The 25,735-nt window shown below is 42.0% G+C and carries 27 protein-coding genes; 2 read left to right on the forward strand and 25 right to left on the reverse strand.

All coding sequences use genetic code 11. The features are described from left to right. Nucleotides 1-154 precede the first annotated feature (154 nt). Entirely contained in the window at nt 155-1,438 is a 1,284-nt protein-coding gene (gene serS / locus A3I9_RS0101680; protein WP_018377353.1) for a serine--tRNA ligase, read from the forward strand. 26 nt (nt 1,439-1,464) lie between these two features. Here the strand turns inward: serS and A3I9_RS0101685 are convergent, their stop codons facing one another. The 18 genes from A3I9_RS0101685 to A3I9_RS0101770 all read right to left on the reverse strand — a co-directional run bounded on the left by A3I9_RS0101685 (nt 1,465) and on the right by A3I9_RS0101770 (nt 15,685). Next, nucleotides 1,465-2,091 carry a hypothetical protein gene (locus A3I9_RS0101685; RefSeq protein WP_018377354.1) on the reverse strand — a complete coding sequence of 209 codons (627 nt, stop codon included), beginning with the start codon at nt 2,089-2,091 and terminating at the stop codon, nt 1,465-1,467. Next, nucleotides 2,085-2,549 (reverse strand): GNAT family N-acetyltransferase, encoded by a 465-nt coding sequence (locus A3I9_RS0101690; RefSeq protein WP_018377355.1) that lies wholly within the window; start codon nt 2,547-2,549, stop codon nt 2,085-2,087. Before A3I9_RS0101690 ends, A3I9_RS0101685 begins: the two co-directional genes overlap by 7 nt. After that, entirely contained in the window at nt 2,527-2,955 is a 429-nt protein-coding gene (locus tag A3I9_RS12355) for a VanZ family protein (protein WP_018377356.1), read from the reverse strand. Before A3I9_RS12355 ends, A3I9_RS0101690 begins: the two co-directional genes overlap by 23 nt. A gap of 66 nt (nt 2,956-3,021) precedes the next feature. Continuing rightward, a complete protein-coding gene (ldcB, locus tag A3I9_RS0101700; protein ID WP_018377357.1) occupies nt 3,022-3,795 on the reverse strand; it encodes an LD-carboxypeptidase LdcB/DacB in 774 nt (257 codons plus the stop codon). A 417-nt stretch (nt 3,796-4,212) separates the two neighbouring features. After that, nucleotides 4,213-4,983: an acetyl-CoA carboxylase carboxyl transferase subunit alpha gene (locus A3I9_RS0101705; protein ID WP_018377358.1), complete on the reverse strand. Its 771-nt coding sequence runs from the start codon at nt 4,981-4,983 to the stop codon at nt 4,213-4,215. After that, a complete protein-coding gene (gene accD, locus A3I9_RS0101710; protein WP_018377359.1) occupies nt 4,980-5,846 on the reverse strand; it encodes an acetyl-CoA carboxylase, carboxyltransferase subunit beta in 867 nt (288 codons plus the stop codon). The genes A3I9_RS0101705 and accD overlap by 4 nt, the downstream gene beginning before the upstream one ends. 11 nt (nt 5,847-5,857) lie before the next feature. Further along, nucleotides 5,858-7,228 (reverse strand): acetyl-CoA carboxylase biotin carboxylase subunit, encoded by a 1,371-nt coding sequence (locus A3I9_RS0101715; protein WP_018377360.1) that lies wholly within the window; start codon nt 7,226-7,228, stop codon nt 5,858-5,860. 26 nt (nt 7,229-7,254) lie between these two features. Beyond that, nucleotides 7,255-7,677, reverse strand: coding sequence for a 3-hydroxyacyl-ACP dehydratase FabZ (gene fabZ, locus A3I9_RS0101720; RefSeq protein WP_018377361.1), 423 nt, complete (start codon nt 7,675-7,677; stop codon nt 7,255-7,257). Further along, on the reverse strand, nt 7,674-8,141 hold the full coding sequence (gene accB, locus A3I9_RS0101725; RefSeq protein WP_018377362.1) for an acetyl-CoA carboxylase biotin carboxyl carrier protein: 468 nt from the start codon (nt 8,139-8,141) through the stop codon (nt 7,674-7,676). The genes fabZ and accB overlap by 4 nt, the downstream gene beginning before the upstream one ends. Next, nucleotides 8,141-9,373, reverse strand: coding sequence for a beta-ketoacyl-ACP synthase II (gene fabF / locus A3I9_RS0101730; RefSeq protein ID WP_018377363.1), 1,233 nt, complete (start codon nt 9,371-9,373; stop codon nt 8,141-8,143). Before fabF ends, accB begins: the two co-directional genes overlap by 1 nt. 81 nt (nt 9,374-9,454) lie before the next feature. Beyond that, entirely contained in the window at nt 9,455-10,189 is a 735-nt protein-coding gene (fabG, locus tag A3I9_RS0101735; RefSeq protein ID WP_018377364.1) for a 3-oxoacyl-[acyl-carrier-protein] reductase, read from the reverse strand. Nucleotides 10,190-10,197: 8 nt separating this feature from the next. Further along, a complete protein-coding gene (gene fabD, locus A3I9_RS0101740) occupies nt 10,198-11,118 on the reverse strand; it encodes an ACP S-malonyltransferase (protein ID WP_018377365.1) in 921 nt (306 codons plus the stop codon). Nucleotides 11,119-11,158: 40 nt separating this feature from the next. Further along, complete coding sequence (gene fabK / locus A3I9_RS0101745) at nt 11,159-12,124, reverse strand: enoyl-[acyl-carrier-protein] reductase FabK (RefSeq protein ID WP_018377366.1); 966 nt, start codon at nt 12,122-12,124, stop codon at nt 11,159-11,161. Nucleotides 12,125-12,319: 195 nt separating this feature from the next. After that, nucleotides 12,320-12,544 (reverse strand): acyl carrier protein, encoded by a 225-nt coding sequence (locus tag A3I9_RS0101750; RefSeq protein ID WP_018377367.1) that lies wholly within the window; start codon nt 12,542-12,544, stop codon nt 12,320-12,322. A 62-nt stretch (nt 12,545-12,606) separates the two neighbouring features. Beyond that, complete coding sequence (locus A3I9_RS0101755) at nt 12,607-13,584, reverse strand: beta-ketoacyl-ACP synthase III (protein WP_018377368.1); 978 nt, start codon at nt 13,582-13,584, stop codon at nt 12,607-12,609. Continuing rightward, nucleotides 13,581-14,015, reverse strand: coding sequence for a fatty acid biosynthesis transcriptional regulator FabT (fabT, locus tag A3I9_RS0101760; RefSeq protein WP_026217287.1), 435 nt, complete (start codon nt 14,013-14,015; stop codon nt 13,581-13,583). The genes A3I9_RS0101755 and fabT overlap by 4 nt, the downstream gene beginning before the upstream one ends. A gap of 79 nt (nt 14,016-14,094) precedes the next feature. Further along, nucleotides 14,095-14,886, reverse strand: coding sequence for a trans-2-decenoyl-ACP isomerase (gene fabM, locus A3I9_RS0101765; protein WP_018377370.1), 792 nt, complete (start codon nt 14,884-14,886; stop codon nt 14,095-14,097). Between the two features lie 163 nt (nt 14,887-15,049). After that, a complete protein-coding gene (locus tag A3I9_RS0101770; RefSeq protein ID WP_018377371.1) occupies nt 15,050-15,685 on the reverse strand; it encodes an HAD family hydrolase in 636 nt (211 codons plus the stop codon). Between the two features lie 254 nt (nt 15,686-15,939). Here A3I9_RS0101770 and A3I9_RS0101780 point away from each other — a divergent pair, with 254 nt between their 5' ends. After that, nucleotides 15,940-17,292 carry an aspartate kinase gene (locus A3I9_RS0101780; RefSeq protein WP_018377373.1) on the forward strand — a complete coding sequence of 451 codons (1,353 nt, stop codon included), beginning with the start codon at nt 15,940-15,942 and terminating at the stop codon, nt 17,290-17,292. A 43-nt stretch (nt 17,293-17,335) separates the two neighbouring features. Here A3I9_RS0101780 and A3I9_RS0101785 read toward each other — a convergent pair whose 3' ends face one another. The 7 genes from A3I9_RS0101785 to scrK form a co-directional block, all read right to left on the reverse strand. Then, a complete protein-coding gene (locus A3I9_RS0101785; RefSeq protein WP_018377374.1) occupies nt 17,336-18,337 on the reverse strand; it encodes a tagatose 1,6-diphosphate aldolase in 1,002 nt (333 codons plus the stop codon). 17 nt (nt 18,338-18,354) lie between these two features. Next, nucleotides 18,355-19,500 carry an N-acetylglucosamine-6-phosphate deacetylase gene (gene nagA, locus A3I9_RS0101790; RefSeq protein ID WP_018377375.1) on the reverse strand — a complete coding sequence of 382 codons (1,146 nt, stop codon included), beginning with the start codon at nt 19,498-19,500 and terminating at the stop codon, nt 18,355-18,357. Nucleotides 19,501-19,626: 126 nt separating this feature from the next. Further along, entirely contained in the window at nt 19,627-20,727 is a 1,101-nt protein-coding gene (alr, locus tag A3I9_RS0101795) for an alanine racemase (protein ID WP_018377376.1), read from the reverse strand. Then, nucleotides 20,708-21,079 carry a holo-ACP synthase gene (gene acpS / locus A3I9_RS0101800; RefSeq protein ID WP_018377377.1) on the reverse strand — a complete coding sequence of 124 codons (372 nt, stop codon included), beginning with the start codon at nt 21,077-21,079 and terminating at the stop codon, nt 20,708-20,710. The genes alr and acpS overlap by 20 nt, the downstream gene beginning before the upstream one ends. A gap of 55 nt (nt 21,080-21,134) precedes the next feature. Beyond that, nucleotides 21,135-23,651: a preprotein translocase subunit SecA gene (gene secA, locus A3I9_RS0101805; RefSeq protein WP_018377378.1), complete on the reverse strand. Its 2,517-nt coding sequence runs from the start codon at nt 23,649-23,651 to the stop codon at nt 21,135-21,137. A gap of 78 nt (nt 23,652-23,729) precedes the next feature. Then, nucleotides 23,730-24,671 (reverse strand): mannose-6-phosphate isomerase, class I, encoded by a 942-nt coding sequence (gene manA, locus A3I9_RS0101810; RefSeq protein WP_018377379.1) that lies wholly within the window; start codon nt 24,669-24,671, stop codon nt 23,730-23,732. A 106-nt stretch (nt 24,672-24,777) separates the two neighbouring features. Further along, nucleotides 24,778-25,656 (reverse strand): fructokinase ScrK, encoded by an 879-nt coding sequence (scrK, locus tag A3I9_RS0101815; RefSeq protein ID WP_018377380.1) that lies wholly within the window; start codon nt 25,654-25,656, stop codon nt 24,778-24,780. Nucleotides 25,657-25,735 lie beyond the last annotated feature (79 nt).

A 25,735-nucleotide genomic window follows, 5' to 3' on the forward strand; every position in this document is an offset into this window, starting at 1 on the left:
CTGCGGTTGCTGCGAGCAGGCATTAGGAACAAGTGAAATTCTACCGTGATTTAATTAGAATAACAATTAAGAGCACTTCGGTGAAGTTGGATGGAACCGTGCAATCGCACTCCAACACTTGACCGGGGTGTTTTTGTATTATGGAGGACAAATCATGCTTGATTTAAAACGTATTCGGACAGATTTTGATGCTGTCGCACAAAAATTAGCAACTCGTGGAGTAGCTGAAGAAACCTTGGCAGAATTGAAGGAACTAGATATCAAACGTCGTGAACTTCTAGTTCAATCAGAAGAACTAAAAGCAGAGCGCAACACTGCATCTGCTGAAATTGCTCAAGCTAAGCGCAATAAGGAAAATGCAGATGACAAAATCGCTGCCATGCAGGCTGTATCTGCTAAAGTCAAAACTATTGATACTGAACTAGCTGAAATCGACGAAAAAGTAACAGCGATTATCACTGTATTACCAAACACTCCGCATGATTCAGTGCCTATCGGAGCTGATGAAGAAGAAAATGTAGAAGTTCGCCGTTGGGGAACTCCACGCGAATTTGACTTTGACATCAAAGCTCACTGGGATCTCGGAGAAGACCTTGGCATTCTTGACTGGGAACGTGGTGCAAAAGTGACTGGTGCTCGCTTCCTCTTCTATAAAGGACTTGGCGCTCGTTTGGAGCGTGCTATTTACAATTTCATGTTGGACGAACACGCCAAAGAAGGTTACGAAGAAATGATTACACCGTACATGGTTAATCGTGATTCTATGTTTGGTACTGGTCAATATCCAAAGTTCAAGGAAGACACCTTTGAAATCAACGATGAAGAACGTCCATTTGTCCTCATTCCAACTGCCGAAGTACCATTGACCAACTACTACCGTGATGAAATCTTAGACGGCAAGGATTTGCCAATTTATTTCACAGCTATGAGTCCATCTTTCCGTTCTGAAGCTGGGTCTGCTGGTCGCGACACCCGTGGTTTGATTCGTCTGCACCAATTCCACAAGGTAGAGATGGTCAAATTTGCCAAACCAGAAGAGTCTTATGATGAATTGGAAAAAATGACAGCTAACGCTGAAAACATCCTTCAAAAACTAGGCCTTCCTTACCGTGTTCTAGCCCTCTGTACAGGAGATATGGGCTTCTCAGCCGCTAAGACTTATGACTTGGAAGTTTGGATTCCTGCCCAAAACACCTACCGTGAAATCTCAAGCTGTTCCAATACAGAAGATTTCCAAGCACGTCGTGCGCAAATCCGCTATCGTGATGAGGCAGATGGTAAGGTAAAACTCCTGCACACCTTGAATGGTTCAGGTCTTGCTGTAGGGCGTACCGTTGCAGCTATCCTTGAAAATTACCAAAACGCAGATGGTTCAGTGACAATTCCAGAAGTTCTTCGTCCGTATATGGGTGGAGCAGAAGTCATTGCACCGAAATAAAATAAAAATGAGTTGGATTTTCCGACTCATTTTTTGGTGTGTTCATAGTATGGCATCAAGAGTTCAAAACCATTTTTTAATTGAGCAATAAGATTTTCTAAAGTCATCGTTTCCGTTACAAGGACATCATATTTGACGAGAACTTTTCGTACTGTACCATCTGCAACCTGCTCTTTTAACAGCTGATGATTTTCCTCCGTTCCTGCAACACGACGACTAAGATCATCTTCCTGGGCGAAATAGTAGAGAGGTGCCTTAATTGGCAAGTCCAAAACCTTATGTTGCTTGACTAGGGTTTGTTCTGATTTCTTTCGCTCTACAAAACTAACCTCCACTGAAATACCAAAGCGATCTTTCACACCATACAAGCGCGTCGCCAAGGCAATATCTTCCACCGAATCGGATGGAAGTCGATAGTAACACCAAAAATGTGGACGACAGACCTGCGCCTGATTCATCCATTGGCTCACACGCTCCCCCTCAAACGGTACGACTTTCTGCGCCAAAGTTTGATTGAGGTCCTGAAATTCCAATCGAGCTGCTTGCCCAAGTGAGCGCAAATCTTGCATAAAACTTGCTAGTTCCCCTGCTTTTTCTGGCTTTATATATTTCTCACCCTGATAGGCGAGATAGCGATTGATTTGTTCTAACATTGCTTCTCCATATATACCAAGTCCATTCCTTCTTGCACAGGCTCTGTCTTATAGGCCACATACCCTAATTTTTTGTAGAGACGAACCAGATGTTCTTCCTGTAAAATCGTATCCAGAGTCCAGCGTTTGGCTGTTGGATACTGCTTTTCGATTGCTTGAATGGCTTGGTAGCCATAACCTTTCTTCTGATATGCCGGCAGAATAGCCGTTGTGCCTAGCCAAATATCCGTTTGGTCACTACTGACCTTGACACGGGAAAATCCAATCAACTGCCGATCTAGGTAAATCAAATAATGCTCAGTCAAAGGACGCTGCATCTTTTCCAATAGCCGCTCTCTGCTTTCCATATAAGGAGAATGAGCATCTTGATAACGTTCATATAAGTCTCTAAAACTCTCTTGCTGAATATGATAAATGCTGTCCACATCCTCTAACTTAGACCTTTGAATCTTTATCATCTTTACCTCCAATCAAAACCATTGCTATCAACACTCCTATCAAGCCTCCCAGACTATTATGGATGACATCCGTCACATCCGCCATCCCAATTGCCAATGCATACTGGATCCCTTCATAAAACAAACTGACAGCAACAGACAGGGCAACTGCAGACCAGAATTTCTTATTTCCTAGACGATAAAATCCAACTCCTAACGGGATAAAGGAGACAATATTTAAGAAAATCTCACGAATATCCAAGTGTCCATCCCAAGTCCGAGCCACATCCTTATAAGGAACCAAATTGATAATCCGTACAGCCATCCCTAGATAATAGGGTGGCAGAGCAAACTTCAACAAAATACCCCAAGACAGCACGATAATGTAGAGAAAAAGCAAGATGTTCCACCATTTTTTATTTGCCATTTACACTCCTCCCTTTTTGTTTTAGAGCTATTATACCAAAAAAAGCCCGCTTAGCGGACTTCATTTTTATTGGGCGTAATCTCCTCCTGGTACATGGAAATATTCCTCAAGAGTCAAACCCGACTGATAAATATCGGTTGCTTCCTGACCAATATAGCGAATATGCCAAGTTTCTGGCATATAGCCTGTAACATCTTCCTTACCTGTAATATAGCGGACAATAAAGCCATACTGGTGAGCGTGCTTCGCTAGCCAATGAACGGCAGTGAGTTCGCTCAACAAGGCACCTGATGAATCCATCAAATCAAAGGCTAGACCTGTTTGGTGCTCACTATATCCTGGGCGGGCTGAATAACGATCCGCATTGGCTTGACCGTCCGATGCAACATAACTATTGTAGAGATTCGTTTGAGTAGCGTAACTTCGAAAACCACTAAACTGATTGCTCACATCAAATCCAGCTGCCTGCATATCTTTGACCAATTGCCAAAATGCAGACAAGGCAGTTGGGTCCTCACCTTGACCATAGCTGTCAGAAAGAGGGTGCTTTTTATTGACAATAATCACTTCGCCATACTTGCCTTGCACACTATAATAAGATCCATTAAATGTGGCAGGAGTCGCATTAGAGGGCTCTGAACTAGTTGTAACCTGAGATGTCGATTCACTGCTTGTCATATCAGAAGAGACAGTCGATGACGGCACTGATGACATCTTAGTCGAAGCAACAACAGTTGATGTTGTTTTCTTTACAGCTGGTTTATCCTCTTTTTTTCCACAAGCAGTTGTACCAACAACTACTAAGACAAGACACACTAGCCAAAGATACTTCTTTTTCATTTTATTTACCTACTAATATTCACTAATTTCATAAATCAAGAACGATGAGCCATTTGGTCTTAATTTGAAGACTTGATTTTTTTCTACAATTGTTGACTCCCCATCCATGGACACATTCCGGAATTTGTTGTGCATCTATTTTTCATCATTTACAAACAGTATATATGGATATTGGCGTTTCGTCAAGGTAATGAAGCCACCGATTCATATTCCTGTTTGCATGTGTCTAAAAATTGCGTATCATAAACTTTAATGACTTCTAATTGTTTTACAAAGCTGAAAATCTATTCAGCAACTAAAAATAGGATTCTGATTTTTCTTTACTCCTACAATATGAATTTTGAACCAATTCTTAATTTCTAATAATATGAGGAAAAAAGACTATCGGAAAATATTAAAAGAGAGTTGGACTCTCTTTTAATACTTCCTAAATCGTTGATAACGTTTTTCTAGCAATTCCTCTGTTGATAATTGCTGCAAATCCGCTAATTCCTCTATTAGTTGCGATCTGATTTCACCCAAGAGTTCCGAAGCAAAATGTCCACGCTCTGCAATAACTTTATCTACTACTCCCATTTTTAGAAGTTCGTAGGAGGTGATTTTCATCAGCTCCGCCGCTTCCATGGCGCGCGAGCCATCTTTCCAGAGAATAGAAGCAAAGCCCTCAGGACTGAGAACTGCGTACATGGAGTTTTCGAGCATCCAGACCTTATCTGCTACTGCAAGTGCCAGTGCCCCCCCAGAGCCCCCTTCACCGATGATAATAGCAATGATAGGAACCTTGAGGTCACTCATTTCCATGAGGTTACGAGCAATCGCTTCCCCTTGTCCACGCTCTTCTGCGCCTACACCTGGGTAAGCCCCTGCCGTATTGATAAAGGTCACGACAGGACGTCCAAATTTTTCAGCTTGTTTCATGAGACGTAGAGCTTTCCGATAGCCTTCAGGATGGGGTTGACCAAAATTTCGCTTGAGGTTATCTTGTAGATTTTTTCCCTTTTGAATACCAATGACAGTAACAGGCTGATTATCCAAGCGGCCAATTCCTCCGATGACCGCACCATCATCACGAAAATTGCGATCACCGTGTAATTCGATAAAGTCATCAAAGATACCATTTGCAAAATCTAGAGCTGTTAACCGTGCCTGATCCCGCGCCTGCTTGATGATTCTTCCAATATCCGTCATACAACACCTCCATGTAACTTCAGCAAGAGTCCAATGGTATCACGCAAGTCTTGACGCTTCACAATCTTATCTACAAAACCATGCTCCAGTAAAAATTCTGCCTTTTGAAAATCATCAGGAAGCGTTTCTCGTACCGTATTTTCTATGACGCGACGACCAGCAAAACCGACCAAGGTTTGCGGCTCTGCTAAAATCACATCTCCCTCCATAGCAAAGGAAGCAGTCACGCCACCTGTGGTTGGATCTGTTAATACTGTCAAGTAGAAAAGTCCAGCATTTGAATGTTGCTTTACTGCAGCAGAAATTTTTGCCATCTGCATGAGACTCATGATTCCTTCTTGCATACGGGCGCCACCTGAAGCGGTGAAAAGGACGACTGGTAGATTCTTCTCCTTCGCCATTTCAAACAAGCGAGTAATTTTTTCTCCTACAACGGTTCCCATGGAAGCCATAATAAAGTTTGCATCCATAATTCCCAATGCTACTTTTTGTCCATGGATGTGAGCTGTTCCTGTCAGGACAGCTTCATCTAAACCTGTTTTCTGTCTAGTATCATCCAATTTTTCCTTATAGCCAGGGAAATTTAAAGGATTAGCTGTTTCAATACCAGTAAATAATTCGTCAAAAGAATTCTCGTCTACCAATAACGTTATACGTTCCTTAGCAGATATACGGAAATTATAAGAACAGAATGGACAGGTTTTAGCCTCGCCTAAATCCTTTTGATAAATCGTTTTTTTACAACTAGGGCATTTATCAAACAATTCATCGGGCACCTCCGGCTTTGTTTGAGGTGTCGCCTGAACCGTAGAACGATTTGGATTGATTCGGATATACTTATCCTTTCTCGAAAACAAAGCCATGATGACCTCCTTTAATCAGTAGTTGCTTGAAACTTTGGTAAAAATTCTTCCATCAAATAGGCTGTGTCATAATCTCCAGCCACCACACGCGGATCTGAAATCAATTCCCATTGGAAATCAACATTGGTTGTGACCCCTTCAATTTCCAACTCATAGAGTGCCCGTTGCATTTTCATCAGCGCTTCAAAACGATTTTTTCCATGCACAATGACTTTAGCAATCATGGAATCATAGTAAGGGGGAATAGTATAGCCTGTATACATAGCCGAATCAACTCGTACACCAACTCCACCGCTAGGTAAGTACAGACTTTCAATCGTCCCTGGACTCGGTGCAAAGTTAAAAGCAGGATTTTCTGCATTGATCCGACACTCGATCGCATGTCCTTCAATTTGAATATCTTCTTGTTTTATTTCTAACACCTCACCTGCGGCGATTCGGATTTGCTCCTTGACGATATCGACGCCCGTCACAAACTCGGTAACAGGATGCTCTACTTGCACACGGGTATTCATTTCCATGAAATAGAACCCCCCTTTGGCCTCATCCAAAAGAAATTCAATCGTCCCAGCATTTTCGTAACCAACAGACTGGGCTGCTCGGACAGCTGCCTGACCAATTCGTTCACGCAATGTCTGTCCAATCGCAATAGATGGCGCCTCTTCTAAAACCTTTTGATTATTTCGTTGTAAAGAACAATCACGCTCCCCCAAATGAATGACATGACCGTGTTGATCAGCTAAAATTTGCACTTCAATATGGCGAGCTGGATAGACTACACGCTCCATATACATGGCGCCATTTCCAAAGGCAGCTTGGGCTTCAGAAGAAGCATTCTCAAATGCAGTCAAAAGATCCTCTGGTCGTTCCACTTTCCGGATTCCCTTGCCACCACCACCAGCAGAAGCTTTTAGCATGACCGGGTAACCAATTTTTTCAGCAACTGCCACTGCTTCATCCGCAGTATAGACCTCGCCATCAGAACCAGGTATAACAGGAACCTTCGCCTTAATCATTTCCGCACGAGCATTAATCTTGTCTCCCATGGTATCCATTACCTTACTGGAAGGCCCAATAAATTTGATACCAACTTCTTCACACAGAGTTGCAAATTTGGAATTCTCACTTAAAAAGCCAAAACCCGGATGAATAGCTTGTGCTCCTGTGACAATGGCAGCAGAAATAATAGTATTCATATTGAGATAAGAATCTGCCGAACGTGCTGGCCCAATACAAACTGCTTCATCTGCCAACATCGTATGAAGGGCATTTTGATCTGCTTCAGAATAAACCGCCACTGTAGAAATCCCCAATTCACGAGCTGCACGAATAATCCGTACCGCAATCTCTCCACGATTGGCAATCAATAATTTTTCAAACACTTGAGAAACTTCTCCTTTCGTGTTGATTAGTTCCCAATAGCAAAGGTCAAAGTGCCACTTGCAGCAAGTTTTCCATCTACTTCTGCCTTTGCTTCTACCACTGCAATCGTTCCACGGCGTTTGACAAACTTAGCAGTCATGACAAGTTGATCTCCTGGGACGACTTGTTTCTTAAATTTCACCTTGTCCATCCCAGCATAAAAGACCAATTTCCCCTTATTTTCGTCCTTAGACAATTCCAAGACACCTGCCGTCTGTGCCAAAGCTTCCATGATGAGAACTCCTGGCATAACTGGGTACTCTGGAAAATGCCCATTAAAGAAAGGTTCATTGATCGTTACATTTTTTAGTGCAACAATCTCATCGTCTGAAACTTCCAAAACTCGATCAACCAAAAGCATGGGATAACGATGAGGAAGAGCTTCTTGAATTTTTTTAATATCTATCATTTGATACGTACCAATCCTTGTCCAAATTCAACAACATCTTCATTCTGGACAAGAATTTCAGTCACAACACCATCTTGTGGTGCAGGAATTTCATTCATGACCTTCATAGCCTCAATAATCATCAACGTCTGCCCCTTCTTCACACTGTCTCCAATGGACACAAAGGCTGGTTTATCTGGTGCTGGTGATAAGTAAGCCACTCCAACCAATGGACTGGTCACTTCATCTCCTTCTGCTAGAGTAGGAGCAGAAGGAGATGCAGCTTCAACCGCAGCTACTTCTTCTACAACCTGAACAGGAGTTGCTGGAGAAGGCACAACAGCAGTCGGCAACTCAACTCCAGCCCCCACATTTGCCTCATTTTTACTAAAGGATAGGGCTTCCTCCCCATGTTTATAAGAAAATTCACGTAGGTCTGAGGCGTCAAATTGTGCCATCAAATCTTTAATCTCTGCAATTTCCATTAGTCCTCCCATCGTTTGAAGGCCACAACTGAATTATGTCCACCAAACCCAAATGTATTTGAGATAGCATAGTTAATGTCCATATCACGACCTTGTCCGTAAATGACATCTGCTTCAATGTAATCTGACAATTCTTGCGTCCCCGCTGTCATTGGTGCATGAGAATGTCTCATCGCTTCAATCGTCGCAATAGCTTCCACCGCACCAGCTGCACCTAACAGATGACCTGTAAAGGACTTAGTAGAAGATACGGGTGTATTTTTACCAAATACAGATACAATCGCTTGACTCTCCCCTTTTTCGTTAGCTGGTGTTGACGTTCCATGCGCATTGATATAATCAATATCACCTGGTTCTAAACCAGCTTCAGAAATAGCTAATTTCATCGCTTTGATAGCTCCTAATCCTTCTGGGTGTGGAGAGGTCATGTGGTAAGCATCACAGGTGTTTCCATACCCAACAATTTCTGCTAAAATCGTTGCTCCACGTTGTTGAGCATGTTCCAAGCTTTCTAGAACAAGCACCCCAGCACCTTCTCCCATCACAAAACCATTTCTATCTTTGTCAAATGGAATGGACGCACGGGCTGGATCTTCTGCTGTAGATAAGGCAGTTAGGGCTTGGAAACCGCCAATCGCAAATGGGGTAATCGCAGCTTCAGCACCACCTGCCAAGATCACATCTTGGTAGCCAAATTTAATTTCACGATAGGCATCTCCAAGGGCATCGTTTGAAGAAGCACAAGCTGTAATGACACACTTACAAACTCCATTTGCTCCAACCTTCATGGCAATATTTCCTGCCGCCATATTTGGAAGAGCTTTTGGAAGAGCCATCGGACGGATCCGTTTCGGACCCTTTTCATTCATACGTTCCACTTGCTCTTCGATTTCCTTAATACCGCCGATACCTGTCGATAAGATAACTCCAAAACGGTCACGATCAATCGCTTCTGTATCCAAGTTCGCATGGGCCACTGCTTCTTGTGCTGCATAAAGAGCATAGATCGAATACGGATCGTAACGGTTGTTGTCTTTTTTCACAAAATACTTATCAAATGGAAAATCCTTAATTTCCGCAGCAATGTGCACATTGTATTCACTTGTGTCAAATTTCGTTAATTCTCCAATCCCAATTTGACCATTTTTCAAACTATTCCAAAATTCTTCTGGTGTATTTCCAATAGGTGAGGTTACACCGTAACCTGTAATGACAACACGATTTGTAGACATTTTTTTCTCCTTATGCCGACTATAAAAATGGTAATGAACAGCGCAAAACACACGTTCTACTACTATGTCAATTACATGCTATTAGTACATAGAAAGGCCACCATCAATCGCAATAACCTGTCCTGTCACATACTCTTGTTTCGCTAGAAAGACAGCCACTTCTGCCACTTCCTCTGCTTGACCAAAACGTTTCATTGGAATTTGCCCCATCATACTTTCCTTGATTTTATCAGATAGGACAGCTGTCATATCTGATTCAACAAAGCCTGGTGCAATCACATTGACGCGTACATTTCGAGCAGCTACTTCACGTGCAATCGACTTGCTAAAACCAATCACACCTGCCTTAGATGCTGCATAGTTGGCTTGTCCAGCATTTCCCATCAATCCAACGACACTGGAAAGATTAATAATCGCTCCTGCACGAGCCTTCGTCATCGGCTTCAATACCGCCTGCGTCATATTAAAGGTTCCTGTCAAATTGATTTTCAAGACCGCTTCAAAATCGTCTTCTGACATGCGAAGAGCCATTCCGTCCTTCGTAATCCCAGCATTGTTGACTAAAATATCAATCGATCCAAGTGCTGCTGTCGCTTCTTCCACCATTCGTTTGGCGTCCGTTTGACTCGAAACATCCCCTGAAATGCCGATAACTTGCACCCCATAATCCGCAAATTCCGCGAGTAAGTCGTCTGAAATGGGCGAACGTCCATTGAGAACAACATTGGCTCCAATGCTCGCAAACTTATGGGCAATCGCCAAGCCAATCCCACGGGTTGATCCTGTCACAAATACATTTTTAGTTGAAATTTCCATCCTTCCTCCTATTTCGTCACAAATTCTTCTAAGCTAGCCATATCTTCTACAGATGAGACTGCAATGGTTTTATCAATTTTTTTCAAGAAGCCACTCAAAACCTTACCCGGTCCAACTTCGATGACCTCTGTTAAACCTAAGTCTTTCATCGTTTCAATTGATTCATAGAATCGAACAGGCTCCATCACCTGACGGGCTAACAGAGATTTCACTTGCTCAGACTCCATCACCTTGGCTTCGGTATTGCCAATCAAGGGAATTTGGAAAGGTTTAAAATCCACCTTGTCCAACTCTGCCACCAGTTGTTCACTAGCCGGTTTCAACAGAGCGGTATGGAAAGGGCCAGAAACATTCAGAGGAATCAAGCGTTTGACCCCCGCAGCTTTCAAGTTTTCAGCTGCTGCATCAACCGCAGCAACATCTCCGCCGATGACAATCTGTGCTGGTGTATTGTAATTGGCTGGTCGAACATAGCCCTTGTCTGAAGCCTGTTCACAAGCTTCTTCAATAACCGATACGTCTGCGTTCATAACTGCAACCATTTTCCCACTACCAGCCGGAGCCGCTGTTTCCATCAATTCACCACGTTTGGCAACAAGCGCCACCGCTTCTTCAAAACGAAGAGCACCAGCAGCTACCAAGGCAGAATATTCACCCAATGACAAACCTGCTACCATATCAGGCTGGAAGCCTTTTTCAAGCAAGAGACGGTAAATTGCTACAGAAGTCGTTAAAATGGCCGGTTGCGTATACCGTGTTTGATGTAGCTTTTGCTCATCTTCATCGATTAATTTCCGTACATCGTATCCTAAAATGTGACTCGCTTGCTCAAACGTCTCTTTTACTACTGGGTAGGCATCATACAAATCACGTGCCATGCCCACTGTTTGCGCACCTTGTCCAGCAAACAAAAACGCTATTTTGCCCATTCTCAACTCCTCCGCTTTTTATCTGGCATACTGATCCTATTTATGCTTCAACATTTGCCCAGCGCGCTGCTTCTTTTCGGATAACGGCTGCTGCACCATAATACAAATCTGTTAAGATTTCTTCACAGGTTTCTTCTTTTTGGACAAGGCCAGCAATTTGTCCCGCCATGACAGAACCATTGACAACATCTCCATCTACTACTGCATTTCGGAGAGCACCTGCACCCAGCTCTTCGATTTCATCAGCAGATTTTTTTCCTGCTAGGAAATCTTTCTCTGCTTGACTATATGCTGTTGACAACTTATTTTTAATAGCTCGTACAGGATGCCCTACAACAGAAGCCGATAACACTGTATCAATATCTTTCGCTTTTAAAATTTTCTCTTTAAAGTTTGGATGCGCATTGGATTCTTTCGCAACTACAAAACGTGTCCCCACTTGAATCGCTTCTGCTCCAAGCATAAAGATGGCTGCTGCACCACGACCGTCAGCAACACCACCAGCACCGATAACAGGGATGTTGACAGCTTCAACCACTTGGCGAACCAACGTCATAGTGGTCAACTTTCCAATATGACCGCCAGCTTCCATTCCCTCAGCAATGACTGCATCTGCTCCTAATTTTTCCATTCGTTTTGCCAAGGCCACGCTTGGTACAACAGGGATAACCGTGATACCAGCTTCATGGAAACGTTCCATGTATTTTCCAGGATTTCCCGCCCCAGTCGTCACAACCTTGACACCTTCTTCAATCACCAAATCAACAATGTCATCTACAAACGGAGATAGCAACATGATGTTTACACCAAAGGGTTTATCTGTGATTGCTTTGACTTTATCAATATTAGCCTTGACCACTTCTTTCGGAGCATTTCCACCACCGATAATCCCAAGGCCTCCAGCATTTGACACTGCACCAGCCAAATCACCATCTGCAACCCAAGCCATTCCACCTTGGAAAATTGGGTACTTGATATTCAATAATTCTGTAATATTTGTTTGCATCTTATCCTCTTTTCATTTGCTTAGATAATTATTTGATTTTCAAATAATTACCTAAACAAGGGGAAGGACAACTTGGATATCAATCGATATCAGCCATCACTCCTCCAAATTTAAACTAGTTTGATTAGTCAATGTTTTGAACATCAAACTATTTGCACTAGTAAAAATGCTAGATTAGTAGCATCTTTAGCATTCTTATTTTGTCTGCTCTTCAACGTAGGCAACCAAATCACCGACTGTTGACAAACCTTCTTCAGATTCGATTTGAATATCAAATGCATCTTCGATTTCTGAAATCACTTGGAAAAGATCCAATGAATCTGCATCTAAATCTTCAAAAGTTGTTGTAAGTTGCACTTCTTCTGCATCTTTACCAAGTTCTTCAACGATAATTTCTTGTACTTTTTCAAATACTGACATGAGAGTTTCTCCTTTTAATAATAAAAATATTTTTTAATCACTGTGATAGCACAGCTCATTAACTAAAGTTTCATGAGGAGGCTCCCCCAAGTAAGACCGCCCCCAAAGCCACTCATCAAGATAAGTTGGCTACCGTCCAAACGGATTTTCCCTTGTTCTACAGATTCAGACAACAATATTGGAATAGAGGCTGCACTCGTGTTTCCATATTCCATCATATTTGCAGGAAATTTCGCGAAATCTGCACCTAATCGCTGGGACATCTTGTCCAAAATCCGAATGTTTGCTTGATGCATCAGGAAATAATCCACCTCATCCACACTGATTTGCACTTCTTCTAGCAAGCCGGCAATGCTTTTGGTCACATCACGAATCGCAAATTCAAAAATGGCTCGACCATCCATTTTCAGGTATAGATCATCTTCATCCTGATCAGAAAATGGAGAGGAGATGCCTTTATAGCCTGAGGTTAGCCCTTGTCCTCGACTTCCATCTGTCCGCAAACTTTCCGCTAGAAAATGAGACTCCTCACTTTTTTCAAGTAAAACACCACCAGCTCCATCTCCAAAGAGAACGGCCGTACTCCGATCAGACCAGTCCACAGTTTTCGATAATACTTCGGCACCGATGACTAGACCTTTTTGATAAGCACCCGAAGCAATCAATTTTTCTGCTGTACTTAAGGCAAATACAAATCCTGAACAAGCAGCCGATACATCATAGGCAAATGCTCGGTGGGCACCGATTGCAGCTTGAACTCGAGCAGCTGTAGACGGCATTGCTGAATCCGGTGTAATCGTCGCAACAATAATAAAATCAACATCATCTGACGAAATGTCTGCTTTTTCAATGAGTTGTTTTGCTACTTGAATCGCTAAATCGCTAGTTTGCTCAGTGGAGACAAGATGTCGACGTTTTATGCCTGTCCTGGTTGAAATCCAGTCATCACTGGTATCCATGACAGTAGACAAGGTATCATTGTCTATGACTTGCTTGGGAACATAATGCGCAACCTGGCTAATTTTAGCATAGGATGTCATTTCAATTCCTCCAAGAAGTTATACAGATTGAACAAACCTTTTTTCATCACTTGAAACTCTGCCTCATCCATTCCTTCTGTAATCCGTCTGACCATCTCCCGATGAAAACGTCTATGCAGACGGTAGACTAATCGGCCTTTTTTCGTCAAATAGAGATGAACCACACGTCTATCTTTCGTAGAACGAACCCTTTCCACATAACCCTTTCTCTCCAGGTTATTTAGGCTAGTTGTCACTGTACCAAGCGTCACCATCAACGCACGCGATACATCACTTGGAGTAGCATCTTGCTTATCCCCGATTACGTCAATCGTGTGCATCTCCTTAATGGAAACATCGCTAAAGCGACTACTTCTAAGACTAGATTCTTCGATAATCAATACATTATTGAAAATGGTCGTTAGATACTCATTAATTTTTGAGTCGTCCAACACGGTCACCTCCTTTTCTTTGACCCTCAAAGTATAGCGCAAAATACTTTGATTGTCAAATACTTTTAGAAAAAAACTTTTAGTGACCTGTAAAAACCGGACGACGACGTTCAGCATGCGCTTGAACCCCTTCTTTGAAATCCTCTTTAAAGGCTAGTTCTTTTTGCAAGTCTAATTCTAATCTTGCATACCTTTCCCAGCCTTCAAATTCACTCTTCCATACCATTTCTTTAATAGCACGATAGGAATTGATAGAACCTCGTAATAAACGCTTGGTCACCTGCGTAACCGTTTTTTCTAACTTTTCAGATGCAACCACTTTGTAGACAATTCCAACATCTTGGGCTTTTTCTGCCGACAATGCCTCTCCTGTCATCGCCAGTTGCGTAGCACGGTTTGCACCGATGGCACGAGAAAGGAGAAAGAGCCCTCCTGCATCTGGCGCTAATCCAACCCCCACAAAGGCTTGAATAAATTTTGTTTTATCCGATGCAATCACAAAATCCGCTGCAACAGCCATGTTAGCAGCTGCCCCCGCCACAGCACCATCTGTAACCATTAGGACAATCTTCGGTAATTTTTTCAAAGAGAAAGAAATTGTATTGACAAGCTCAGCAATCTGGACAAGAGAAGAGATATCGTCCTCATCCACAGCTCGTTTCATTTCAACCAAGTCTCCGCCAACCGAAAAAATGGGCCCTTCTGCTTGAATTTGTAAGATAACTACATTTTCCTGCTGCTTTGTCAGCCGAATGGCCTCAAGAATTTCTTGACACATAGGAATATTAAAACCGTTCGAAACTTCTGGGCGGCATAAGGTTAGATAAGCAATCTTCCCATTTACTTCATATGAAATTGTTGAAAATGCCATTACATTCTCCTTTACAATTCTAATTTGAATATCAAATATTCATTTGGATTATTCTAGCATAAAATTTATGAGAATAAACAAACCATCCCTATTCATTTTGTGACATTCGAAAACTCAAACAAATAAAAAGAGGGAATACCCCTCTTCCTTTGAATGGATTTAATCATTCCTTGAGCAAATCCGATAAGCCCTCAATCAACTTGTCTGCCTGAGACTGGTTCACTTGCCATTTGGTATCACGGATTGCCCATACTGTTAATCCGGCAGCAACTCCCGCTGCAATTCCTTTCTCACTATCTTCGACGACTAAGGTTTCTTCTTTACTTTGTCCAAGATAAGCCCATGCCTTTTCGTAGACCTCAGGATCAGGTTTACAAGCATGACATTCTGTTGCTGAAAAAATAGCGTCAAAAAATTCATAAATTCCTGCTTCTTGTAAAGCACGTTCCACCTCACCACGGTCTGTATTTGACGCAAGAGCTAGTCGAAGCCCTTTTTCTTTTAAAACTGATAACACAACTTTCGCATCAGGAAAAACAAGTTCTCCATATGGAGCCCCATGCTTCGTTTTATAGTCTTCATATTCTTTTTCCAAGGCTGGAACATTCCATTGATCAATATCGGATCCTAATATTTCTGGCCAAATCTGACTCGCTCGTCCACCCACAAAAAATGCTGGATCAATATGACGAATCGAAATCCCCTTAGAGGTCAGGAAGGTCGCACGGCGATGATAATAAAATTCCTCTGTCTCAAAAAGAACACCATCCATATCAAAAATAATTGCTTTATACCTCATCTTTTTCACCTTCCAATCCACCAGATATTATTCTCTTGTAGTTTCTGCTAAAACGAGCCTTCCTCTTTTTATTTGTATCACCCCTATATTTCTTCTGAAAACAGGCTTCTTCCATCTATTTTACCACTATTTCTCAAAAGAAGTAGGGATTTTCAAAATTTCCTAACGTTCGACTAGATAAATGCTAGCTTTACTGACAAGACGTTGTAATTTTGCTATAATGCTACAATAAAGGAATTTCTAAAGGAGCACCTATGAAGGTTACAAAGTTTGGTGGTAGTTCTCTTGCCTCTGCAATGCAACTCGAAAAAGTATGGAATATTGTTCAATCAGACGTGACACGTCGATTTGTTGTGGTGTCTGCACCAGGTAAACGTACAGCTGACGATACAAAAGTAACAGATGCACTCATCAAATATTATCGAGAATATTGTGATGGGCAAGATGTTTCTGAAAGTCAAGAATGGATTATCAACCGCTATCAGGCAATGGTAGACGAACTCGGTTTTACTTCAAAAAGCATGGCGAAAATTGCGCAACATATCCGAGATTTAGCTACCTTACCAATAGAAGACAACGCTTTTCTTTATGATACTTTCTTAGCTGCCGGTGAAGACAATAATGCTAAATTAATTGCAGAATATTTTAGCTACAAAGGTCTTCCATCTCGTTATGTCCATCCTAAAGAGGCAGGAATTTTTGTAACAGCAGATCCAGGAAATGCACAAATTTTACCAATCAGCTATGACCATATTGAAGAGTTACGAAAGGCTGAAGAAGTCCTTGTGATCCCTGGTTTTTTTGGAGTGACAAGAGAAGGACAAATCTGCACATTCTCACGCGGAGGGTCTGACATTACGGGTTCGATTATTGCTGCAGGCGTGAAAGCCGATTTGTATGAAAACTTTACAGATGTTGATGGCATTTTCGCAGCCCATCCTGGTATTATTCATCATCCCCATTCAATCAAAGAAGTCACTTATCGAGAAATGCGGGAATTGGCCTACGCTGGTTTCTCTGTCCTGCATGACGAGGCATTATTACCTGCCTACCGCGGACGTATCCCATTGGTGATCAAAAACACCAACAATCCAGAGCATCCAGGTACACGCATCGTTCTTGAGCATACAGGAGATAATCTTCCTGTGGTCGGAATTGCAGCAGATGATGATTTTGTCAGTATCAATGTCTCAAAATACCTTATGAATAGAGAGGTCGGATTTGGTCGCAAATTGCTTCATATTCTCGAAGAACTCAATATTAGCTGGGAACATATGCCAACTGGTATTGATGATCTATCTGTTGTTTTACGTGCTAGCGAATTAACGCCTATCAAAGAAGAAGAAATTTTACGTCAACTGAACCATCGATTAGAAGTTGATCGTGCAGAAATTGAATACAATCTTTCTATTATCATGATTGTCGGTGAACGGATGAAGAGTAGTATTGGGGTCGCTGCTACAGCTACCGCTGCACTTTCTCAACGAAACATCAACCTAGCCATGATTTCTCAAGGTGCTTCTGAAGTATCTGTGATGTTCGTTGTTCGTACCGAAGAACGCAATGAAGCAATCCGTGCCCTCTATGACGCCTTCTTCGTGAATTAAAAGGAATCTAAAAAAAGGAACGATTTGTTCCTTTTTTTATAATTTATTTTACTGTTACTTTCTCAGTCCATGAGCTGGCTGTCGTAGCAAGAACAGCATTCAACTCTTCCATATTTTGACGACCTTGTTTTGCTAACCATTCTTTGGCCGCAGCCTCTCCCTGACTAGCAAAGATAGCCACTGCATCCTTCCATGTCGCACGTCCACAAAGGACACCATTAAAGGTTGATCCTGCCTCTTTAGCCACTACTAATGTTTCTTGGAAGAGACGAGCTGAAACACCGGCACTGAGGAAGATAAATGGAAGATGGGTTGCATCCGATTGTTCTTTAAAATAAGCTTTTGCTTCTTCCAAAGTATAAACCGGCTCTTCATCTGTGTATCCTGCCACATAATTCATGTTCACAGGAACTTCTACCTTCAAGACATCTGCCTTATAACATGGTTTTGAAAATTCACGCATCGCACCAATGACTTTATGAGGTTTGAGCTTAGCATATTCACGTGAAGTCACATCCATATCGCTAGCATCGTAGGTCAAAATTTCGACGAAGTATGGGATTTCTTCTGCTTGACATTCACTACCAATGCGTTCAATCCAAGCATGTTTGATATCGTTAATTTCTGGTTTATCATCTACATCGTAATAAAGCAAGATTTTAACGGCATCAGCACCTAAGTCTTTCAGACGTTTCACAGACCAATTATCCAACAAATCTGGTAAACGACCTGGCGTTGAAGCATCATAACCAGTCTTCTCATAGCCAGCAATGAAGCCGCAAGAGTCTGCACGTAATTGTGAAGCTGGAACGCCATATTCTGCATCTAACAAGATTGAACTTGCATATGGGGTTAAGTCACTTGAAATGACCTTTTTAAAATCAATCAAGATATCATCCCCAAATTCACCACCACCAGCTGCTGCAGCTAATAGACGTTTCAATGCCCCACGCTGGTCAATTGCCAAAGCTGCAATGACTTGCCGGTCATCTGAAAGACGAGCCATATGGTCGTACTTTTCTTGTGACATTACTAATGTTTCCATATATTCCTCCAAAGGTTTTATCCAAATCGTTTAACACCATCTAGGTAAGTAGCCTGTAAATGCCCTTCATCATCGATAACAATAAAGTCAGCTGCTCTACCCTCTGCAATCGAACCACATACCTGATCGATATTGACCGAACGTGCCGGTGCCAATGAAGCCATCCGAACTGCATCAGGCAGGCTCACCAATCCCCATTTCACCACATTTTGTACAGCTTGAATCAGCTCCAAGATTGAACCGGCTAAACTACCATTGTGTTTCAAACGGGCTGCGCCATCTTTGACAATCACTTCAAATTCACCAAGACGAGAATCTCCTTCGCCTTGACCACCAGCTCGCATACAATCCGTAATGAGTACCGTTTCCTCAGCACCACGCGCCTTCACAACAATATCTGCAGCAGCTGGGTGAACATGATGGCCATCACAAATCAACTCTGCAAAAACATTCTTCAAATCAAGTGCTGCACCAACCATACCGGGCTCGCGATGATGCAATCCACTCATCCCATTATAGACATGGACAAAAATATTTGCTCCTGCTTCTACCGCATTTTTCGCTTCTTGATAAGTCGCATCGCTATGCGCTAAGGCCGTGTGAATTTGTTTGCTATTGGCGAATTCAATAAATTCTTTTACTCCATCGCGCTCGGGTGCAATCGCAATTTTATTGACCAGACCATTAGACAATTGATGCCATTTTTCCAATTTTTCAACAGATGGATCCGTCATATACTTAGGATTTTGAGCTCCTTTATATTTTTCCGTGAAGAAGGGGCCTTCTAAGAAAATACCACGAATTTTAGCACCTGATTCTTCACCAGCATGCTGCCCAATCGTTTCACAAACCGCATCTAAATTTTCAGTTGAATCTGTCAATGTTGTTGGCAACCATGACGTTACACCACAAGATAAAAGACCTTCAGACATGACTTTTACCCCTTCAAAGTCATTATCCATCACATCGTGTGAAGCATAACCATGGATGTGGGTATCAACAAGGCCCGGAGCCAAGTGATAATTCGAATAATCGACAATTTCACCAGTAGGTTTTTCCTGAGAAATTGCACCAAAAGTTCCATCGTCCTTGACTTCTAGATAAGCATTTTGGACTTCCTTCTCATCTAAAATAATGGACTTTGCGTAAAGATAAACTGACATAATTCTCCTTTCTTTATATCATATTATGTTTTTTGAACTGGTTATAACCATTTATATCTATATTGTAGACCCATTTTTCTTCCTTGTCAAGTCTTTATAGAAAAAAACTGGGAAACCCCAGTTTTTTTAGTCTTCATAAAACCGAGGAATCCGGTCCGATAGCAGACAAACTACCTCATAATTAATCGTTCCAATGTAGTCTGCCCAATCTTGTGCCGATATTTCTTTTTGACCAGATTGCCCTATCAGCACAACTTCCGTTCCTAGTGGATAGGATTGGAGCAAACGTATAGTCGTTTGGTCCATTGACACACGTCCGACAACAGGACATTCCTTTCCATCCACTAATACGCGAAAACCTTGCATAGCACGAGTATAGCCGTCCGCATAGCCAATTGGAATGGTCGCAATATATTCATCAGTACTACTTTCATAGGTCCCACCATATCCAATTAAGCTCCCGGCTGGAACCTGTTTGATATGAACTATTTCTGATACCAAGCGAAGAGCTGGTACAACTGGGTATGGGAGATCCAACTCATGTCCGCTAGGATTCAATCCATAGATAATATCCCCCAACCGAACCATGTTGAAAATTGTCTCTGAATGCCAAATACTGGTTGCTGAATTGCTTGCATGGACGAGTGGAGGCTGTTTTTTTAACTCAGATAAACAATTCTTAAATGTTTCTAATTGCTCGTTAAACTGTGTCTCATCTTTTTCATCAGCTGTTGCAAAATGGGTAAAGATTCCTTCGACAAGCGTTCCATTGTTCTCTAAAAATTCTATTGCATGATTCACAGCTAGACTATCTCGAAAGCCGATTCGGCCCATTCCACTATCTACTTTTATGTGTGCACGCAAACCAGACAAATCCTGCTCATCTACTTGATTCAGCCACTCTGCACTAGCGACCGTCAATAGAATATTTTCTTCTTTTGCGAGAGACACTGCGCTGACAGGGACAACACCTAAAACTAAAATATCTTGTTGAATCCCTATTTGGCGTAATTCCAGCGCTTCATCAATATTCGAGACACAGAAACCATCAACTTGTTCTACCAATGTTTTTGCAACTGCTGCTGCACCATGTCCATAAGCATTTGCTTTGACAACCGCAAATACCTTGCTTGAGTGGGGCAAATGGCTTACAACTTGTTCTACATTATATGAAATGGCTTGAAGATCTACTTGTATCTGCGTAGGTCTATGAATGCTTGCTCTCATTCTCTTCCTCCAAAATTACACTGGCTTGAACATAGTCACCTGAATGGCTAATACTCACCCAGACCTTTGCTGCGACAGGCGAAACCGTAACGAGCGGTGCTCCTTTTCCATCTGTTAAAATTTCAATATCTTGAAATCCAAGTTTTCCAATACCCGTTCCCAAAGCTTTCGAAAAAGCCTCCTTAGCAGACCAGCGCCCTGCTAAAAATTCGATTTGCCTTCTGCCTTTCAACTGTAAAAAGATTTCTTCTTCCTTGTCAGTCAGAATTTTTCTAGCAAATCGAGGATGTTTTTCAATGGCACGCTCAATGGCTGCGATTTCTTGTAAATCTATTCCATGTCCTATTATCATATTCTTCAAAAAAGGTCAGGATAAACTCCTAGACCTTATTCCTTTTTATTACCCCTTAGGCTCTGCCGTGGCAATTCTTAAATTTCTTACCTGATCCACATGGACAAAGGTCATTGCGGTCCACACCTTCAAATGAAGCACCTGCACTTGCCTTACCTGGAACAATATTTTTAACAGTTGTTGTATGTGCTTCATGTACGGCACGTTCACGCTCAATATTGTCATGAATTTGCGCCTTCATCATCAAACGTGTCACATCAAACTCAATCGCACCTATCATGTCATTGAACATCGCAAAGGCTTCTGATTGATATTCAACAACAGGGTTATTTTGAGCATATCCACGGAGGCTAACCGCATTGCGCAATTGATCCAGTGCATCAATATGGTCTGTCCATTTATTGTCCACTACGCGAAGTAACAGAACTTTTTGGAATTCTTTCACACGTTCTTCATCGCGTAATTTTTCAACTTGCCGATCATAAACTGCAAGAGCTCGTTCGTACAAATCTTGTTTGATTTGCTCGTCAGTTTTGCCTTCCAAATCAGAAAGTTGAATAGACTCTTCAGCAACAAGACTAGTTTGCGCAAAATGTAGAATCGCTTCAAGTGCTTCTTCTCGCTTACTTGCCTTATGACCATCCACTTGACGATCAATGGTTCGTTTGATCATGCTTTTGATTTCAGGAGCTAAATCACGGTCTGAAGTAATCACATCATGACGTTGACTATAGATAATCTCGCGTTGCTCACGCATGACATCGTCATATTGAAGGATTTGTTTCCGAGAATCGTAATTGTTCCCTTCCACACGTTTTTGAGCACCTTCTACTTGACGTGTCAACATCTTAGACTTGATAACAGACTCTTCTTCACTGAGATTCATCCGTTCCATAAAGGTTTTGATACGTTCAGAACCAAAACGTTTCATCAAATCATCTTCAAATGAGAGATAGAATTGAGATTCACCTGGATCTCCTTGACGTCCTGAACGTCCACGGAGCTGATTGTCAATACGACGGCTCTCATGGCGCTCTGTCCCAATAACACAAAGGCCTCCCAATTCACGAACACCAGGGCCTAACTTGATATCGGTACCACGACCTGCCATATTGGTCGCAATCGTTACTGCACCACGTTGTCCAGCATTCATAATGATTTGCGCTTCACGGTAGTGATTTTTCGCATTCAACACTTCATGAGGAACACCTGCTGCTACTAAACGTTGTGACAAATAGTCAGACGTTTCCACCGCAACAGTACCAACAAGGACCGGCTGTCCTTTTTCATAGCGCGCTTTTACATCTGCCACAACCGCATTAAATTTGTACTCTAAATTGGTATAAAGCAAGTCTTCATGATCCTCACGAATAACTGGACGGTTTGTCGGAATCGGAATCACGCGCATATTGTACACTTCACGGAACTCTTCTTCTTCCGTCTTAGCCGTACCTGTCATCCCTGCCAATTTCTTGTACATACGGAACATATTTTGGTAGGTAATAGATGCACTCGTCTTCGATTCATTTTGAACAGGCACACCTTCTTTAGCTTCAATCGCTTGGTGCAAGCCATCTGAATAGCGACGGCCCTCCATGGTACGTCCAGTAAATGGATCGATAATCATGACTTCCTGCTCTTCATTTACCAAATAATCGATATCATAAATCATGATATAGTTGGCACGTAGAGCGTTGTCGATAAAGTGTGTAAGAGCCACATTTTCGATGTCATACAGGTTTTCCAAACGGAAGAAGCTCTCTGCTTTATCAATCCCTGCATCAGATAGACCAATCGTTTTTGTAGAGACATCGATGATGTAATCATCTTTTTCCAAACCTTTGACAAATTGATCCGCCATAAAGTAGAGTTGGTTAGTCTCTGAGCTAGTCGCACCTGACACAATCAAAGGTGTCCGCGCCTCATCAATCAAGACTGAGTCCACCTCATCGACCAAGGCAAAATTCAACGGACGTTGCACCATATCTTCTGCACGGACAACCATGTTGTCACGAAGGTAGTCAAATCCAATCTCTGAGTTGGTTGAATAGGTAATGTCACATTCATAAGCTTCGCGTTTTTCAAACGAAGATTTTGCAGCTAAGTTGATGCCGACAGACAAACCAAGCCAAGAATATAGCTCACCCATCTCAGTCGCATCACGCGTTGCCAAGTATTCATTGACCGTGACAACGTGTACCCCTTCTCCTGCAAGAGCGTTGAGGTAAACCGGCATCGTCGCTGTCAAGGTTTTTCCTTCCCCAGTCCGCATTTCTGGAACGTCACCATTATGAAGGACAATCCCCCCCATAATCTGCACTGGATAAGGATACAAACCCAATACCCGTTTTGAAGCTTCACGGACTACTGCATAAGCCTCATACAATAAATCATCTAAGGTTTCGCCTTTTTGATAGCGTTCTTTAAACTCAACCGTTTTTGCTTGCAAAGCTTCGTCAGACAAGGCTGACATCTCATCTGCGTATGCAATGACCTTATCCGCCATTTTTTCTAATTTTTTCAATTCTCCCTTGTCGTTTTCAATGAGAGAACGAAGAATATTTGTTGCCATATTACTCATCCTATATTTTTTTCAGTTCAATGATTTATTGTACCACAATTTTATGGAGATTTCAAGAATTCCCTACATTTATGGGTGACTAACAATCAATTCCGCCTCTCCTTTTAATGACCAACTATCACAGTCCGTTGGTAAGATGAAATGCATTCCTTTTTCGATAGGATATTGTTGTTCATCTACTGACAATACTGCCTCTCCATCCAAGACACTACATAGATAGTAAGGTGCATTTCTTTTCATAGTGATTTCACCATGAAGGTCCCACTTATACACTGTGAAAAATTCATTGCTGACAAAGGTGGTCACTGCTACTTCTGAACATTCAATCGTATCTGGATGGCTATTGGCTACTTGACCAATTGTCATCACATCTACGGACTGATCAATATGCAGATCTCTAAGATTTCCAGCTGCATCCTGCCTATCAAAGTCATAGACCCGATAAGTTGTGTCACTTGATTGTTGGGTTTCTAATATCAAAATCCCCTTACCAATCGCATGCATGGTCCCACTTGGGACATAAAAGAAGTCTCCAGCTTTTACAGGTATACGTACTAGTAAGTCTTCCCATTGTCCAGACTCAATCATTTGTCGCAATTCTTCTTTAGAACGCGCCCGATGACCGTAGACAATTTCTGCCCCTTCATCAGCAGCAATCACGTACCAGCATTCTGTCTTTCCTAGTTCTCCCTCATGTTCCAGTCCATAGGCATCATCTGGATGCACTTGCACACTAAGCCAATCGTTCGCATCTAAAATTTTTGTCAATAAGGGAAATACAGGATCTTTACTGTCCCCAAATAATTCACGATGCTCTGCATAGACTTTATCCAATGCTTGACCCGCAAACGGGCCATTCTCGATAACAGACACCCCGTTTGGATGAGCAGAAATTGCCCAGTATTCCCCGATAGAGTCACTTGGTGCCGCGTAACCAAACAGTTCTTTCAGACGTGTTCCACCCCAAATTTTTTCCTGCATAACTGATTGTAAAAACAATGGTTGTCCCATGATTCGTTCCTCTTTTCATCTTCTTATAGTCATCATATCAAAAACCAATCTATTCGTAAATAAAAAGCCAGTCCTTACGACCAGCTTCTTCCTATTTCGATCATATTTATTCTGAAATTTGTTTTGCTAAAGCAAAATTTCCCAAGGTTGCCGAACCATTTCCAGAGACAGCTGGAGTAACGATATATTCCGTCATATCTGGTACTGGGAGATAGCCATTGAGAAGAGCTGTAAATTTATCACGGACTCGTTTCAACATGTGTTCTTGCCCCATCACACCACCACCAAATACGATGACTTGAGGCCGATACATCATGGTTGCTTGTACTGCCGCTTGCGCAATATAATAGGCTTGTACGTCCCAGACATCTGAATTTTGCTCAATCAATTCTCCACGAATACCAGTACGTGCTTCCAAGGAAGGACCTGCAGCTAAACCTTCCAAACATCCCTTGTGGAATGGGCAAACTCCCACAAATTCATGTTTTACATCATAAGGATGAGGAGCCACATAGGTATGGCCTGCTTCTGTATGACCAGTACCTCCAACGAATTCACCTCGTTGGATCGCACCTGCACCAATACCTGTTCCAATAGTATAGTAGACCAAGCTATCCACACCTTTACGAACCATCATTTCCCCAAAGGCAGATGAGTTGACATCTGTCGTGAAATAGAAAGGAATCGAAAACTCTTTTTCAATCAAGCCCAACAAGTCGACATTTGCCCAATGTGGCTTCGGCGTTGTCGTGATAAAGCCATAGGTTGGTGAATTTTTATCAATATCAATCGGCCCAAATGAACCAATGGCAATCCCTGCTAAATCTTTCTCATATTTTTTAAAGAAAGCCACTGTTTTTTCAATCGTTTCATATGGAGTCGTTGTTGGAAATTGCGTTTTCTCAACAACTTGAAACGTTTCATCTCCTACTGCACATACAAACTTTGTTCCGCCCGCCTCTAGGCTACCATATAGTTTTGTCATATCGAACCTCTTTTGTTTTATTGTCTCCATTATATCACAGCACGAAACATAAGAAAAAGGCAAATCGCCTTTTTCTTTA

It is taken from the genome of Streptococcus ovis DSM 16829, from assembly GCF_000380125.1.
GTDB lineage: Bacteria > Bacillota > Bacilli > Lactobacillales > Streptococcaceae > Streptococcus > Streptococcus ovis.